The following is a 15,812-nucleotide window of genomic DNA, read 5'->3' as shown; positions in this document are numbered from 1 at the left end:
CTTCTTACACCTACAGTCCGAACCGGTACAGGAATGAAAACCGTCCTAGCCATCCGCCACGTCGCCTTCGAGGACCTCGGCGTCTTCGCCCCCGTGCTCGAAGGACTGGGCTACCAGATCCGTTATGCCGACCCTGGCATCCTCGCCGTCGACGAACTGGCCGCGCTGGAGGCGGAGTCGCCCGACCTCCTAGCGGTCCTCGGCGCCCCCATCGGTGCCTACGATGAAGCCACCTACCCCTTCCTGCAGGCGGAGCTGGAACTGCTCGCCCGGCGCCTGCACAGCGGCAAGCCGCTGCTCGGCATTTGCCTGGGCGCCCAATTGATCGCCCGCGCCCTGGGGGCCGGGGTCGCACCGATGGGCGTCAAGGAAATCGGCTTCGGCGGCCTGCGGTTGACCGCGGAGGGCGCCGCTAGCTGCCTGGCCGCGCTGGGCGACGGCGGTACCGTGCTGCACTGGCATGGCGACATGTTCGAGCTGCCGCCGGGCGCCACCCTCCTCGCCCGCACCGACATCTGTCCGAACCAGGCCTTCGCGCTCGGCACGGCCGTGCTCGGCCTGCAATTCCATCTCGAAGCCGATCCGGCGCGGATCGAACAATGGCTGATCGGCCATGCGGCGGAACTGTCCATTAGCGGAATCGACCCGGTGGTCATCCGCCGGCAGGCGAAAGAGGTGGGAGAAACGCTGCGCCGGGACGGCCAGCAGGTACTGCGCGACTGGCTCGCCGCACAAGCCTGACGGTCCGCGTCAAGGCTGGCGCGCCACGGGCACGGTGCGCAGCACGCGTCTGGCACCCAGGTAGCGGGCGCGCCAGTAGTCGTCGGACAGACGATCCAGCCGCACGGTGCCGCCGCTGGAGGGGGCGTGCACGAAGCGCCCCTCGCCCACGTAGATGCCGGCATGGCTGACCCGGCCACCGCCGCCGGTGGCGAAGAACACCAGATCGCCGCTGCGCAAGGCCCCGTAATGCACGCTGGGCGCCCTCATGGCGAGCATCTCGCGGGTCGAGCGCGGCAGGCGGATACCCGCCGCCTCGCGGTAGACATAACCGATCAGACCGCTGCAGTCGAATCCGGAATCCGGAGTATTGCCGCCCCAGCGATAGGGCGTGCCGACCAGCCCGAGGGCTCGAACCAGCACATCCTCCGCCTGCGGCGAAGCGGGAGGGACGCCAGCGGACGGAGCCTTGGGCGAGGGAGAACGGGCGGAACAGGCCGCGAGCAGCGCGGCGAGCAGGATCGAGACGAGAAGGCGAGCCTGGACGGGCATGGGCGACAGTCCGGTTGTCGGGTCGCTCTACTCTGACGACGGGCGGCACCTCGCGCAAGCCGTCGTCCAGCCACGCGAAAATACGAAGGCCCGATCGCCTCGGGGCGATCGGGCCTTTGCGGGACGGGAAGGCTTCAATCGTGCTGCGCGGCCAATACCAGGGAACGGCCGGCCTGCGCCTGCTTGCTTTCGGACGCCAGCACTAGGGCGCGCTTGGCCTGCAAGTAGCTGGAACTCCAGTACGAGTTCTGCAGACTGTCCACTCGCACGCCACCGCTGCGACGGCTGACCGAATGCAGGAAACGACCGTTGCCGATGTAGACGCCGACATGGCTGACCTGGCCACGGCCACGGTTGTTGAAGAAGATCAGGTCGCCGGCCTGCAGCTCGTTGCGGGCCACGCGGGGCGCATCGAGGGTGATCATCTCGCGGGTCGAGCGCGGCAGCTTGATGCCCGCCTCTTCGCGGAACAGGTAGCCGATGAAGCCGCTGCAGTCGAAACCGGTGACTGCCGAGTTGCCACCGTAACGGTAGGGCGTGCCGAGCAGGCCGAAACCGCGGGCCAGAATGCTGTCGGCCAATGCCGGTAGGCGGTAGCCGTCGTTCAACGCGGCCAGATCCTTTTGGCTGGGCTCCTGGATCAGGGATACCCGCTTGGGAGCGGCGAATTCCTGCTGCAGGGCCTGCCCCGCGCAGCCGGTCAGGAAGACCGTGAGCGCCAGGGGCACGAGGGTTGCAAGACGATTCAGCATGGGCAAAGGCTTATCCAAAAGTCTAATGGCGGGCGAATATGCCTGCGATGAGAGTGATTTACAAATAATCTCTGTGCGGATTGTGACAAAAGAAGCGTTTTCGCCTGTCCTCCGTGCAGGGGCTGTCGCCTTTCCGACATACGCGCGAATTGCTTTAAAAAGCGCTGAAAGCCAGATATGGCGCGGGTTTCTGCCCTATCAACAAACGCGCTCGAAAGGCTTTTCGCGGCGACCGACCCTTGTCGCACCTGCGACAACCAGTCGCAAACCCTTTGCCGCCATGAGCGCCTCGCGCGCAATGCCTGGCACACTCCGCTGAAGGCGCGAACTCAGCCGCGGAAAAGGCATTCCAGCAGGGCCGGCAGGAGCCGGGATGCCCGTTCGGGCGCATGGATATCGACGATGTCGCTGAGATCGGTCCGCTGCGGATTGATTTCCGCGGTGAAACCGCCGGTCTGCCAGGTACGCAGGACCGGCTCGACGATATAGGGAAAGCTCGCCGTGGTCCCCACCGCCAGCACCGCATCGAAGCCCCGGATGAGCTGTTCGGCGAGGGTCCGGCAACCCTGGGCGGGAAGCTCCTCGCCGAACAGCACCACCGGCGGGCGGAGCACACCGCCGCAATACGCGCAGCGTGGCGGCAGCGGCCGCTCCAGATACTCGGACAGCTCCTCGCTGCGCCTACCGCAGGTCTGGCAATACAGCGGCGCCAGCTCGCCATGGATCTCGATCAGCCGTTCCGGCGGCGAGCCGGCGGCGCGGTGGTAGCCGTCGATGTTCTGGGTCAGCACCCAGCAGCCGGGCTTGCGCCACTGCAGCTCGGCGATGGCCTCGTGGCCGGCGTTGGGACGAGCCGCGAGGCAGGCCCGGCCCAGTTCGGCGAGATATTTCCAGCACAGTGCCGGATCGCGGCGCAGCATGTCGGCGGACAGCGCCACCTCGATCGGCAGGCCCTCCGCCGTGCGGCCGTTGTAGAGACCACCGAGGCCGCGATAGGTGGGCAGGCCGGAATCGGCGGAAAGCCCGGCGCCGCTAATGACGAGGATCCGCTCGGCCCGCGACAGGCCCCTGGCAATCCGCTCGATGGTATCCATGCAGCCTCCTTGGGACCTGCCCGTGGCGAACGATGCGGACTTAGTGAAGACCGGAAAGCGCCGGAGGGAAAAGGCCTTCGGTCGCCCGCCACTCCGGCAGCCGACGCGCCATCATCAATGGTTCACCGTGTGGGCGAGCATCACCGACAACTGGCACAGCGGCCGGTCGCTTTCCGCCCGCCAGCGGTTGAAGGCGAATTGCACCGCGGCCAGGTCCTTCCGGCTGTTCGGCGCCTTGTCGACGATGCCCTGAGCCTTGAGCGCGACGACCACGTCCTCGGTGAGAATGAAGGTGTCTTTGCCGGCCATGCGCAGCAGACGCGGCGCCGACAGTCCGCCGAGCTGGTTGCCGTGCTTGGACAGGTATTTCCACAAGCCGACGATATCCTCGACCGGCCAGTCGGCGATCAGTGTGCCGAAGCCGCCCCTCTCCCGCGCCACGTCCAGCACAAGGCGGGCGTTGAGCGGCACGCTCCTGAGCTTGGCCAGGTGGCGGATCAGCCGCTCGTCGTGCATCAACCGCTCCAGATGCCCGGCGTCCATCAGCACCGCCTTGTGCGGATCGAAGCCGAAGAAGGCTTCCTCGAAGGCCGGCCACTTGGCATCCACCACGCTGTGCTTGAGGCCGGCGTGGAACACCCGCAGGCTGATCAGCGAAAGGTAACGATCATCGGGAATCGCGCGCAGCTCGTCGGCACTCTTCGGCTGCGGCAACCGCGCCTCCAGCGCGGCCGCCGAGCCGAAACGGTTGAGACAGTATTCGTGCAGCCATCTGTAGTCGCGCATCCTAAAGGTCCGGTCCGGAAAAGCAGCGACAGAGGTTGCCTGCAGGAGATACCGTTTTGCAAGTGCGTCTCATCTGCGACTCAAGCGCGCAGGCGCCGGGCAGCGTCCAGCAGCATCCGTTCGGTGGCGCTCCAGCCGAGACAGCCGTCGGTGATCGAGACACCGTAGCGCAGCTCGCCGGACAGCGGCTGGCAGCCGTCGAACAGATGGCTTTCCAGCATCACCCCGCGCAGGCTGGTATCGCCGCCCAGGCGCTGCGCGAGTACGTCGTCCAGCACGGCCGGCTGGCGCAGCGGATCCTTGCCGCTGTTGGCGTGGCTGCAATCGACCATGATCCGTGCGGCGATGCCCTGGCGCTCCAGCGCTTGGCGAGCGCTGGCGACGCTGGCCGCGTCGTGGTTCGGTCCGCCGTGGCCGCCGCGCAGCACCAGATGGGTATCCGGGTTGCCACGGGTCTGCAGCAGGGCCGGATGGCCCAGTTCGTCGATGCCGAAATGCCGATGGGCATGGGCGGCCGAGCGCATGGCGTCGCAAGCGATGCCCAGGCTGCCGTCGGTGCCGTTCTTGAAGCCCACCGGCAGATCCAGGCCGCTGACCATCTCGCGGTGGATCTGCGACTCACTGGTGCGCGCGCCGATAGCCGCCCAGCCTAGCAGGTCATCGAAGTAGCTGGCAGCCAGCGGCTGCAGCAGCTCGCTGGCCAGCGGCAGGCCCAGCTCCAGAATGTCCAGCATCAGTCGGCGCGACAGCCGCAGGCCTTCGGCCATGTCGCCGCTGCCGTCCAGGTGCGGATCGTAGACCAGCCCCTTCCAACCGACGGTGGTGCGCGGCTTCTCGATATAGGCGCGCATCACCAGCAACAACCGGTCGTCGACCTGCGGCGCCAGCTCGGCCAGGCGTGCAGCGTAGTCCAGAGTGGAGTCGGAGTCGTGCAGCGAGCAGGGTCCGACCACCACCAGAAGGCGCGAGTCCCGGCCGTCGAGCACCGCGCGGATGGCGGCGCGGTCGGCCCGGATGCGCTCGGTGAGCGCGGGAGTCAGCGGCAGGCGCTGGCGCAGTACCGAGGGGCTGGGCAGTGGCTGGGCGCTGCGGCGGGCGGGAATGGACTCGGCGGTGGCGAGCTGGGCGGAAACGGATGCATTCATGTTCTGGAAGTCCTTGACCGGCGCGGGCAGTTTGCGGCGGTACTAGTCGATTGTTCGTTCGAGAGGGGTCGGGGCGGCGGCGAAGCGGCTAAATCGCCAGCCATAACGGTAAGCGCAGTAATAGGAATAATTGCTCATCGGTAGCTCCTCGTTGTACTAAGGCCTTGTTGCGGCTGGAAAAAACAAAACCCCCGGTCGGGTTGCCGACCGGGGGTTTGCGAAAACTGCTCTGGTGGCGACCCTGCTTGCCGGGTGCCTGTACGGGGGTATCAGGCGCGCCCGTGACTAAACCACCAATACCCGAAGTAATAGCCGGCAACCGCGCTTTGCGACGCACGAACAGGCGCGGTACGGGCGGCACCGGCATGGACGAGGGACAGGGAGGCGAGGCTAAGCGGCATGATGTTCTCCGTGAGGTTCGCGAACCTTACCCCAGCGACCCGGCGGCTATCAAGCCGGGCGGTCGGCCAGGGGGAGCTCACAGGTTCACTGCATCGACGAAGCGCGGCGCGGCGCTGTCGTCGATGCGCAGGCCGGCGAAGTCGAACAGCTTGCGGTCGGCCAGTTGCGAAGGGTGCACGTTCTGCAGGGCGCGGAACATGATCTCGGTGCGTCCCGGCGACTGGCGCTCCCACTCGCGCAGCATCTCCTTGACCACCTGGCGCTGCAGGTTTTCCTGGGAACCGCAGAGGTTGCAGGGGATGATCGGGAATTCCTTCAGCTTCGCGTAAGCCTCGATATCGGTTTCGCCGCAATAGGCCAGCGGGCGGATCACCACGTTGCGCCCGTCGTCGGAAAGCAGCTTGGGCGGCATGGCCTTCAGGGTGCCGCCGTAGAACAGGTTAAGGAAGAAGGTTTCGAGAATGTCGTCGCGATGATGGCCTAGCGCCATCTTGGTCGCACCGATCCGGTCGGCGAAGGTATAGAGGGTGCCGCGGCGCAGGCGCGAGCACAGCGAGCAGGTGGTCTTGCCCTCGGGAATCTTCTCCTTGACCACCGAGTAGGTGTCCTTCTCGATGATGTGGTACTCGACGCCGATGGACTTCAGGTAGGTCGGCAGCACTTCCTCGGGAAAGCCCGGCTGCTTCTGGTCCATGTTCACCGCGACGATCTCGAAGCCGATCGGCGCCACCTTCTGCAGGTAGAGCAGCACGTCGAGCATGGTGTAGCTGTCCTTGCCACCGGATAGGCAGACCATCACCTTGTCGCCCTCCTCGATCATGTTGAAGTCGGTGACCGCCTCGCCGGCCAGGCGGCGCAGGCGCTTCTGCAGCTTGTTCTGATTGACCGAAAGGGTGCCCATGGTGCTGTGGATCCGGAAGGTACGAAAAGCCGGGCATTTTACGCGCAAATCGTCCGCAAGGGGCGCCGCCTCCTTCTTGTCGTCGGACTGTAATAGTGCCGCGTTATCACTTCCCGCCGAAAAACAGCGAATCACTTTAAAGCCACGATCTACGCGGCCTCCGGGCGACATCTATACTCTAATTGTAAGGCCATGGGCTTGGATCGGGATCTGTCGCGGGCACGGAGGCGCCCAGGAGCGGCCCACACAAAAAAGAGGAGAGTCGGCATGATCAACCACGTCTGGGGGCTGTTCGCCCATCCCGACCGGGAATGGCACGAAATCCGTGGCGAAGAGGAAAGCATCCGCCACATGTATCTCACCCATGTCCTGTTCCTGGCAGCGATTCCCGCCGTTTCTGCCTTCATCGGCACGACCCAGGTCGGCTGGAGCGTGGCCGGCGGCGAGCCGGTCCGGCTGACGGCGGGAAGCGCGTTGCAGATGAGCCTCATGACCTACCTGGCGATGCTCGCCGGGGTAGCGGTGATGGGCGGCTTCATCCACTGGATGGCGCGCACCTACGACGCCAGCCCGAGCCTGACGCAGTGCATCGTGTTCGCCGCCTACAACGCGACGCCGCTGTTTATCGGCGGTCTGGCGGCGCTCTACCCTAGCCTCTGGCTGGCCATGGTCGTCGGCACCCTGGCGGTCTGCTACACGGCTTACCTGCTCTACGTCGGCCTGCCGACCTTCATGAATATTCCTCGCGAGGAAGGCTTTCTGTTCTCCAGTTCGGTGCTCGCCGTCGGCCTGGTGGTACTGGTGGCGATGATCGGCATCTCGGTAATCCTCTGGGGCTTCGGCCTGGGTCCGACCTATATCAATTGAACGCAGCCATCACCCGATCGCGAGGCCGCCTATCAGGCGGCCTCGGTGTTTCCAGGCCTGTAAAAGCCCATCCGGCCGGACCGGCATACCCTGCGGCAAGGGACCGACGGACGAAGCGCCGGACAACTGAGTGCCCGGCTTCGGCATAATGGTGTGCACAGGAGGTAGCGCCCCATGCCCGAACTCATTCTTGCCCGCGTCGACGCCTGCTTCCGCCAGGCCGAGGCATTCTTTAAACGCGACTTCGCGCGCCCGCAGGTTAGCCTGCGGCTGCGCGGCCAGAAGGCGGGCGTGGCCCATCCGCAGGAAAACCTGCTGCGTTTCAATGCCCAGTTGTATGCGGAGAACCGCGAGGACTTCCTGCGCCAGACGGTGGCCCACGAGGTGGCGCATCTGGTCGCTTTTCAAATATTCGGAATGGGCATCAGGCCCCATGGGGAGGAGTGGCAGCGGATCATGCGGGAGGTCTACGGGCTACCGGCCAAGCGCTGCCACGACTACGTCGTGCAGCGCCGCCGGGTGACCCACTACCTGTACCGCTGCCAGTGCCCGGACGGCGAGTTCCCCTTCAGCACGCAGCGCCATTCGCTGGTGCTGCGCGGCCGTCAGTATCTCTGTCGCCGTTGCCGGAGCGTGCTGGAGTTCAGCGGCGAGCAACGTCTTCAGTGACCACCAGCACCGGCTGGCTCGGCGACGGCCTCGATATCGGCCTCCTTGCCCTGACCGGCCAGTTCGCGCTGCATGCGCTCGCTGTCCAGTTGGCCGCACCAGCGAGCCACCACCACGCTGGCCACACCGTTACCGACCAGGTTGGTCAGAGCGCGGGCCTCGGACATGAAGCGGTCGATGCCGAGAATCAGCGCCAGACCGGCCACCGGCACATGGCCGACCGCCGACAGGGTGGCCGCCAGCACGATGAAACCGCTGCCGGTGACGCCCGCCGCGCCCTTGGAGGCGACTAGCAACACTGCCAGCAGGGTCAATTGCTGGGTCAGGTCCATCGGCGTGTCGGTGGCCTGGGCGATGAACACCGCGGCCATGGTCAGGTAGATCGAGGTGCCGTCGAGGTTGAAGGAATAGCCGGTCGGGATCACCAGGCCGACCACCGACTTGTGGCAGCCGAGTTTCTCCATCTTGTTCAGCATGCGCGGCAGCACCGACTCGGAAGACGAGGTGCCGAGCACGATCAGCAGTTCCTCGCGGATGTAGCGGATGAAGCGCAAGATGTTGAAGCCGTTGGCACGGGCGATGCCGCCCAGTACTACCAGAACGAAGAGTATGCAGGTGACGTAGAAGCACAGCATCAGTTGGCCCAGTTGCACCAGCGAGCCGACGCCGTACTTGCCGATGGTGAAGGCCATGGCGCCGAAGGCCCCGATGGGCGCGACCTTCATGATCATGTTGATGATGCCGAACATCACATGGGCGATGCGGTCGATGAACTCCAGCACCGGACGGCCGTAGTCGCCCATGCGTTGCAGGGAGAAGGCGAAGATCACCGAGAAGAACAGCACCTGCAGGATGTCGCCGTTGGCGAAGGCGCCGACCACGGTGCCGGGGATCACGTTGAGCAGGAAGCCGATGGTGCTCTGCTCGCCGCCGGCCTTGGTATAGGCCGCGACGCTGCTGGCATCCAGGGCCGAGACGTCGACATGCATGCCGACGCCCGGCTGCACCAGGTTGATCACCACCAGACCGATGACCAGGGCTACGGTGGAAACGATCTCGAAATACAGCAGCGCGATGCCGCCGGTCTTGCCGACCGCCTTCATGTCTTGCATGCCGGCGATACCGCTGACCACGGTACAGAAGATGATGGGGGCGATGGCCATCTTGATCAGCTTGACGAAGCCGTCACCCAGCGGCTTCATCGCCGCCCCGGTTTCCGGATAGAAATGACCCAGCGCGACACCGATGGCGATCGCCACCAGCACCTGGACATACAGGCTCTTGTAGAACGGTTGTTGTTGATTGGACATTGGCAAGGTCCTTGCGAGTGACGCAGAACTCCTTCCATGGATACCGGCGCCACCAGACTGGGTACCTCCCTCCTCCGGGGAGATTCTTGTAATCCCCGCAAGCGGGGCTGTACGGATGGAAAAGCAAGGCATATGCCACCCCTATCCATGAAAAATATATTCTTTTAAATCAATTAGTTAAAAAAACATATTCGGCCGAAAACGCCCGATCGGGCGGATATCCGCCGTCCGGGAGGCGAGCTTCCGCCAGCGACCTGTGCTACCATCGGCAAGACCGACAAAAGGGAGAAATCGGCATGCGTCACTACTTGCCCGGCCTGCTTCTGCTGGCCTTCGGCAACGCCAGTCTGGCGGAGATCCAGACCCACGAGCTGACCTACCGGAGCGCCGACGGCACGCCACTGGTGGGCTACTACGCCTACGACGATGCCATCGAGGGGCCACGTCCCGGCGTGATGGTCGTGCACGAATGGTGGGGCCTGAATGACTACGCCAAGCGCCGCGCCCGCGACCTCGCCGGCCTCGGCTACAGCTCCCTGGCCATCGACATGTACGGCCAGGGCAGGAACACCGAGCACCCGGCCGACGCCCAGGCCTTCATGCGGGCCGCCACGGCCAATGCCGAGAACGCCAAGAGCCGTTTCCTCGCCGGCCTGGAGCTGCTCAAGGCCCAACCGCGGACCGACGGCCGGAAGATCGCTGCGATCGGCTATTGCTTCGGCGGCAAGGTGGTGCTGGACATGGCCCGCCAAGGCGTACCGCTGGCCGGGGTGGTCAGCTTCCACGGCAACTTGTCCGCCCAGACACCAGCTACCCCCGGCAGCGTCAAGGCGCGGATACTGGTCGCCCACGGCGAGGCCGACAGCTTCGTCAGCGACCGGGACATCGCCGACTTCAAGCACGAGATGGAACAAGCCGGCGCCGACTACCGGTTCAACAGCTATCCCGGCGCCAAGCACAGTTTCACCAATCCCGATGCCGACGCCCACGCCGGCCACGGCCTGGACATCGGCTACCAGAAGGAAGCCGACGAACGCTCCTGGGCCGACATGCAGGCTTTCCTCCGGGAAGTTTTCGAATAGGAACGCGCCCGGGCGGTGGCAAGTGCGCCGCGGCGCCGCGGTCCGCGAAATCCCCTATCCGCCCGGAGCAGCCCACGGCAGAATGTCGCGATGACTTTCCAAAGCCCCCTGCCCCCCTGCCTGAGCGAGCCGAGCGCGCATTGGCCGCTGCCTCTGGCGCTGCCCGCCACCGCGCTCCATAGCGCCCGCTTCGACCCGGCCCTGTTGCAGGCCGCCGACTTCACCGCCTGCGGCATCGCGCCGGTGCGCGGCGTGGCCAAGCGCCAGGCCGAATACCTGGCCGGCCGCCTCTGCGCGCGCCAAGCCCTGCAGCGACTGACCGGCACGCCCTGCGTACCGGCGGTCGGCGAGGACCGCGCGCCGCAGTGGCCGGCCGGGGTGGTCGGCTCCATCACCCACGGCGACGGCTGGGCCGCCGCCCTGGTCGGACGGGCCGACGCCTGGTCCGGCCTGGGGCTGGACACCGAACTCCTGCTGCCGGCCGAACGCGCCCGGCACCTGGCCGAACACATCCTCACCCCGGCCGAACTCGGGCGCCTGAACGGCACGCCCGAGGCGCAGGCCTGGCTGACCAGCCTGACCTTCTCTCTCAAGGAGAGCCTGTTCAAGGCGCTCTATCCGCTGGTCCGCCAGCGTTTCTATTTCGAGCATGCCGAACTGCTCGACTGGACTCCCGCCGGAACGGCCCGCCTGCGCCTGCTCCAGGACCTCGGTCCAAACTGGCCGGCCGGCAGCCTGCTCGAAGGCCAGTTCGCCTGCGAGAACGAGCGCCTGCTGACCCTGGTCGCCATCCCCGCCTGACCCTTCGGTCGAGGCGGAACGGCCGGTGCGCCCATGCTTTCCAGCCACGCAGGAAAACACAAGATATTGTGTTTCCCTGCACGGAGCGGAAATCCGCGCCAGGGCATCGATTTTCTCCTGTCGACGACAGGCGGTACAAGCCAGACGGGCAGCGGCCTGCATCGAAGCATCCTCCCGCCACCCACAGAAGACTCACATTTTATCCACAGCCTGTCCATGCCGTCTCGCCTTGCATAAGCCCCATGCACGCATTATCTTGTATCCCTATTCAGCCAGACCCCTACATATAGGGATATAGATCGGGAGCCGGCCCTCTTCGCAAGTCCTCTGCAGATTCCAGTCCACGGACTGGTCCAGTCGGTTCCCCATAGCGAAAGACGATATTCAGCCAGCCGCCGATGCGGCTGGCATTGCTTTCGGCGCAGGCTAGTCGCCGGATTCGCGGGTGTGCAGCCGACGGCGCATACCACTATATATTGTGGTTCTGACCCAGAGGCCTGAACCGTATTCGACAGCACCATGAGGACGTCTGTCGCAGCCGTCCTCCGCCGTTTCCGCACCGGACTCCCGGCGGACGGATCGCTGCGTCAGCCGTCCGGGCAAAAACCTTTCACAATGGAGGACCTTCATGCATACCGACGCCACTCGCGAAACCCAGTCGCCCGGCGCACCGCGGACCGCCGACTCGACCCCGGATCTGGCTGCCACCGCACCCGGCCAGTTGCGTGTGATCAAGCGCAACGGCACCGTCGTCGCCTACACCGACGACAAGATCACCGTGGCTATCACCAAGGCATTCCTCGCAGTGGAAGGCGGCACCGCCGCCGCCTCGTCGCGTATCCATGAAACCGTCGCCCGCCTGACCGAACAGGTCACCACCACCTTTAGGCGCCGCATGCCCTCCGGCGGCACCATCCACATCGAGGAAATCCAGGACCAGGTGGAACTGGCGCTGATGCGCGCCGGCGAGCACAAGGTCGCCCGCGACTACGTGATCTATCGCGAGGCCCGCGCCCAGGAACGCAAGCGCGCCGCCGCCGTCCAGGAAGTCGCCCAGCCGCACCCGAGCATTCGCGTCGCTCGCGCCGACGGAGTCTTCGTGCCGCTGGACATGGGCCGCCTGGATACCATCATCGGCGAGGCCTGCGAGGGCCTGGCCGAGGTCGATGCCGCGCTGATCCAGAAGGAAACCCTGAAGAACCTCTACGACGGTGTGGCCGAGAAGGACGTCAATACCGCCCTGGTGATGACCGCGCGCACCCTGGTCGAGCGCGAGCCGAATTACTCCTACGTCACCGCGCGCCTGCTGATGGACACCTTGCGTGCCGAAGCCCTGGGTTTCCTGGGCGTCGCCGAGTCCGCCACCCACCACGAGATGGCCGACCTCTACGCCAGGGCCCTGCCGGTGTACGTCGAGAAGGGCATCGAGCTCGAACTGCTCGACCCGAAACTGCGCGAGTTCGACCTGGCCCGGCTGGGCGCCGCTCTCGATCACGAGCGCGACCAGCAGTTCACTTACCTCGGTCTGCAGACCCTCTACGACCGCTATTTCCTGCACAAGGACGGCATCCGCTTCGAACTGCCGCAGGTGTTCTTCATGCGCGTCGCCATGGGCCTGGCCATCGAGGAGCCGCAGAAGGAAGAGCGCGCCATCGAGTTCTACAACCTGCTGTCGTCCTTCGACTACATGGCCTCCACGCCGACCCTGTTCAACGCCGGCACCCTGCGCCCGCAGCTCTCCTCCTGCTACCTGACCACGGTGCCGGACGACCTCTCGGGCATCTACAACGCCATCCACGACAACGCCATGCTGTCCAAGTTCGCCGGCGGCCTGGGCAATGACTGGACCCCGGTGCGCGCGCTCGGCTCCTACATCAAGGGCACCAACGGCAAGAGCCAGGGCGTGGTGCCTTTCCTCAAGGTGGTCAACGACACCGCGGTGGCCGTGAACCAGTGCTTCGCCCCCGAAACCCTGGTGCATACCGCCGACGGCCCGCGGCCGATCCGCGACCTGCAGCAGGGCGACCTGGTACTGGGGATCAGCGGCCGCTACCGCGAAGTCACCCACAAGTTCGTCTACAACCAGACCGACGCCATGCTCGCCATCCGGGTCAAGCACGCCGTCGAACCGATCGAGGTGACCGCGGGCCACCCCTTCTACGCGATCCGCGGCGTGCCGCTGGAACAGTCCGGCGAACGCACTCTGCGCCAATTGGAAAGCGGCAAGCGCAGCCCCGAATGGATCGACGCCGGCGAACTCGAGCGCGGCGATTACATGGCCCAGGTGATTCCGAGCGAAGTCGTGCCCGTGGCTGGATTCGACGAGGACGACGCCCGCCTGTACGGCATCCTGCTCGGCGATGGCCACCTGTCCAAGGACGGCCTGCAGTGGGGTGTTTCCGGCCATCCGCAACACGCCGGGCACATGGACTTCGTGCGCGCCTACCTGTCGGCGCGCGGCATCCACTTCTGGGAAACCGCTCGCGGCGAGACCTACGGCCAGATCCATTGGGCCTCCGGTCGCGGCGTGCTGCGCGATGCCACTACCGGCCGTATCACCGGCGCCGGCTCGGCTACCCTGCCATTCGAGCATGCCGACCTCTACGACGAGCAGGGCCGCAAGCGCATCGCCCGGCGCTTCAACCACCTGCCACGCCAGCAGACCCTCGCGCTGATCCGGGGCCTGCTGGAAAGCGACGGCGGGGTTTCGCGCGGCAAGGAAATCTACTTCACCAACACCTCGCGCCCGCTGATCGAGGGCCTGCGCTATCAGTTGCTGCGCCTCGGCGTGCCGACCGCCGGACAGTACCGCGAACACCGCCAGGACCACGTCGGCCAGCGTGCGGACGGTTCGCCGATCCGCTTCGAGGGCGTCTGCAAGGCCTACGACCTGCGCATCCCCGCCGTGCCGGAAGTGGCGCAGTTGGTGGGTTGCCAGCCCATCGCCAAGCGCGACTGGATCACCTGGCAGGGCTGCGTCTACTCGCGCATCCGCGATGTCCAGCCGATCGCCGTCAAGCCCTTCGTGTTCGACCTCAAGGTGGAGGGCGACGAGTCCTACATGACCACCAGCGGCCTCGCCCACAACGGCGGCAAGCGCAAGGGCGCGGTCTGCGCCTACCTGGAAACCTGGCACCTGGACATCGAGGAATTCCTCGAACTGCGCAAGAATACCGGCGACGACCGCCGCCGCACCCATGACATGAACACCGCCAACTGGATTCCGGACCTGTTCATGAAGCGGGTGTTCGAGGACGGCCAGTGGACCCTGTTCTCGCCGTCCGACGTGCGCGACCTGCACGACCTCACCGGGCGCGCCTTCGAGGAGCGCTACGAGTATTACGAGGCGCTGACCCAGTACGGCAAGATCAAGCTGTTCAAGACCATCGCCGCCAAGGACCTGTGGCGCAAGATGCTCTCCATGCTGTTCGAGACCGGCCACCCCTGGCTGACCTTCAAGGACCCGTGCAACCTGCGCAGCCCGCAGCAGCACGTGGGCGTGGTGCACAGCTCCAACCTCTGCACCGAGATCACCCTCAACACCTCGGACTCCGAGATCGCCGTGTGCAACCTGGGCTCGATCAACCTGGTCAACCACATCAATGACGGCAGGCTGGACACCGAGAAGCTCTCGCGCACCGTGAAGACCGCCGTGCGCATGCTCGACAACGTCATCGATATCAACTACTACAGCGTCGACACCGCGCGTAACGCCAACTTCCGCCACCGCCCGGTCGGCCTCGGCATCATGGGCTTCCAGGACGCGCTGTACCTGCAGCACATCGCCTACGGCTCGGAGGCGGCCATCGCCTTCGCCGACCGCTCGATGGAAGCCATCAGCTACTACGCCATCCAGGCTTCCTGCGACCTGGCCGAGGAGCGCGGCGCCTACTCCAGCTTCGCGGGTTCGCTGTGGAGCCAGGGCATCCTGCCGCTGGACTCGCTGGACATCCTCGCCGAACAGCGCGGCACCAAGTACATCGAGGTGGACCGCTCAAGCACCCTGGACTGGGCGCCGCTGCGCGAGCGCGTGAAGAAGGGCATGCGCAACTCCAACATCATGGCCATCGCGCCGACCGCGACCATTTCCAACATCGTCGGCGTGTCGCAGTCCATCGAGCCGACCTACCAGAACCTCTACGTGAAATCGAACCTCTCCGGCGAATTCACCGTGATCAATCCCTACCTGGTCCACGATCTCAAAGCGCGCGACCTATGGGACGGGGTGATGGTCAACGACCTCAAGTACTACGACGGCTCGGTGCAGCAGATCGAGCGCATCCCGGCCGACCTCAAGGCCCTCTACGCCACCGCCTTCGAGGTGGAGACCAAGTGGATCGTCGAGGCCGCCAGCCGCCGGCAGAAGTGGATCGACCAGGCCCAGTCGCTAAACCTGTACATCGCCGGCGCCTCGGGCAAGAAGCTCGACGTGACCTACCGCATGGCCTGGTTCCGCGGCCTGAAGACCACCTACTACCTCCGCGCCCTGGCCGCCACCAGCGCCGAGAAGTCGACAATCAACACCGGCAAGCTTAACGCCGTGTCCTCGGTGATCGACGAGAGCCTGTCCGCCGCCGAATCCAAGCCGGCGCCGGTGCCACAGGCGTGCAGCATCGACAACCCCGACTGCGAAGCCTGTCAGTGACCGGCTGACCCGCAGCATCCCCTCTCCCCTCTGGGGAGAGGGCCAGGGAGAGGGGAACAGCGCCCCTTCCCCACAGATTCCGCGCC

The 15,812-nt window shown here is 65.6% G+C and carries 13 protein-coding genes; 6 read left to right on the top strand and 7 right to left on the bottom strand.

All coding sequences use genetic code 11. The annotated features are described in order from the left end of the window. Positions 1-33 precede the first annotated feature (33 nt). A complete protein-coding gene (locus tag ACGI6K_RS07350) occupies positions 34-741 on the top strand; it encodes a glutamine amidotransferase (protein ID WP_376947828.1) in 708 nt (235 codons plus the stop codon). A 9-nt stretch (positions 742-750) separates the two neighbouring features. Here ACGI6K_RS07350 and ACGI6K_RS07345 read toward each other — a convergent pair whose 3' ends face one another. The 6 genes from ACGI6K_RS07345 to ttcA all read right to left on the bottom strand — a co-directional run bounded on the left by ACGI6K_RS07345 (position 751) and on the right by ttcA (position 6,352). Continuing rightward, positions 751-1,272, bottom strand: coding sequence for a C40 family peptidase (locus ACGI6K_RS07345; protein WP_376947829.1), 522 nt, complete (start codon positions 1,270-1,272; stop codon positions 751-753). 134 nt (positions 1,273-1,406) lie between these two features. Next, a complete protein-coding gene (locus ACGI6K_RS07340; RefSeq protein WP_376947830.1) occupies positions 1,407-2,024 on the bottom strand; it encodes a C40 family peptidase in 618 nt (205 codons plus the stop codon). A gap of 329 nt (positions 2,025-2,353) precedes the next feature. Beyond that, on the bottom strand, positions 2,354-3,118 hold the full coding sequence (locus tag ACGI6K_RS07335; protein WP_376947832.1) for an NAD-dependent deacylase: 765 nt from the start codon (positions 3,116-3,118) through the stop codon (positions 2,354-2,356). A gap of 114 nt (positions 3,119-3,232) precedes the next feature. After that, on the bottom strand, positions 3,233-3,904 hold the full coding sequence (locus tag ACGI6K_RS07330; RefSeq protein WP_376947834.1) for a DNA-3-methyladenine glycosylase I: 672 nt from the start codon (positions 3,902-3,904) through the stop codon (positions 3,233-3,235). A gap of 80 nt (positions 3,905-3,984) precedes the next feature. Beyond that, positions 3,985-5,049: a 3-deoxy-7-phosphoheptulonate synthase gene (locus ACGI6K_RS07325; protein WP_376947836.1), complete on the bottom strand. Its 1,065-nt coding sequence runs from the start codon at positions 5,047-5,049 to the stop codon at positions 3,985-3,987. Between the two features lie 478 nt (positions 5,050-5,527). Beyond that, positions 5,528-6,352, bottom strand: coding sequence for a tRNA 2-thiocytidine(32) synthetase TtcA (ttcA, locus tag ACGI6K_RS07320; protein WP_376947838.1), 825 nt, complete (start codon positions 6,350-6,352; stop codon positions 5,528-5,530). A 267-nt stretch (positions 6,353-6,619) separates the two neighbouring features. Here ttcA and ACGI6K_RS07315 point away from each other — a divergent pair, with 267 nt between their 5' ends. Continuing rightward, complete coding sequence (locus ACGI6K_RS07315) at positions 6,620-7,219, top strand: Yip1 family protein (RefSeq protein ID WP_376947840.1); 600 nt, start codon at positions 6,620-6,622, stop codon at positions 7,217-7,219. Positions 7,220-7,393: 174 nt separating this feature from the next. Then, the gene (locus ACGI6K_RS07310; RefSeq protein WP_376947842.1) at positions 7,394-7,888 is read left to right on the top strand and encodes a SprT family zinc-dependent metalloprotease; all 495 of its coding nucleotides are present in this window, start codon (positions 7,394-7,396) and stop codon (positions 7,886-7,888) included. On the opposite strand, the gene ACGI6K_RS07305 is transcribed toward ACGI6K_RS07310, so the two are convergent. Beyond that, the gene (locus ACGI6K_RS07305; protein WP_376947844.1) at positions 7,882-9,198 is read right to left on the bottom strand and encodes a dicarboxylate/amino acid:cation symporter; all 1,317 of its coding nucleotides are present in this window, start codon (positions 9,196-9,198) and stop codon (positions 7,882-7,884) included. The genes ACGI6K_RS07310 and ACGI6K_RS07305 overlap by 7 nt on opposite strands. Positions 9,199-9,494: 296 nt before the next feature. On the opposite strand from ACGI6K_RS07305, the gene ACGI6K_RS07300 reads away from it, so the two are divergent. The 3 genes from ACGI6K_RS07300 to ACGI6K_RS07290 all read left to right on the top strand — a co-directional run bounded on the left by ACGI6K_RS07300 (position 9,495) and on the right by ACGI6K_RS07290 (position 15,726). Further along, complete coding sequence (locus tag ACGI6K_RS07300; RefSeq protein WP_376947846.1) at positions 9,495-10,280, top strand: dienelactone hydrolase family protein; 786 nt, start codon at positions 9,495-9,497, stop codon at positions 10,278-10,280. 90 nt (positions 10,281-10,370) lie between these two features. Continuing rightward, positions 10,371-11,081, top strand: coding sequence for a 4'-phosphopantetheinyl transferase family protein (locus tag ACGI6K_RS07295; protein ID WP_376947848.1), 711 nt, complete (start codon positions 10,371-10,373; stop codon positions 11,079-11,081). 628 nt (positions 11,082-11,709) lie between these two features. Continuing rightward, a complete protein-coding gene (locus ACGI6K_RS07290; protein ID WP_376947850.1) occupies positions 11,710-15,726 on the top strand; it encodes a ribonucleoside-diphosphate reductase subunit alpha in 4,017 nt (1,338 codons plus the stop codon). Positions 15,727-15,812 lie beyond the last annotated feature (86 nt).

It is taken from the genome of Azorhizophilus paspali (assembly GCF_043587585.2).
GTDB lineage: Bacteria > Pseudomonadota > Gammaproteobacteria > Pseudomonadales > Pseudomonadaceae > Azotobacter > Azotobacter paspali.
The sequence above is the reverse complement of the archived record's forward strand: the minus strand, read 5'-3'. Positions and strand labels throughout refer to the sequence as shown.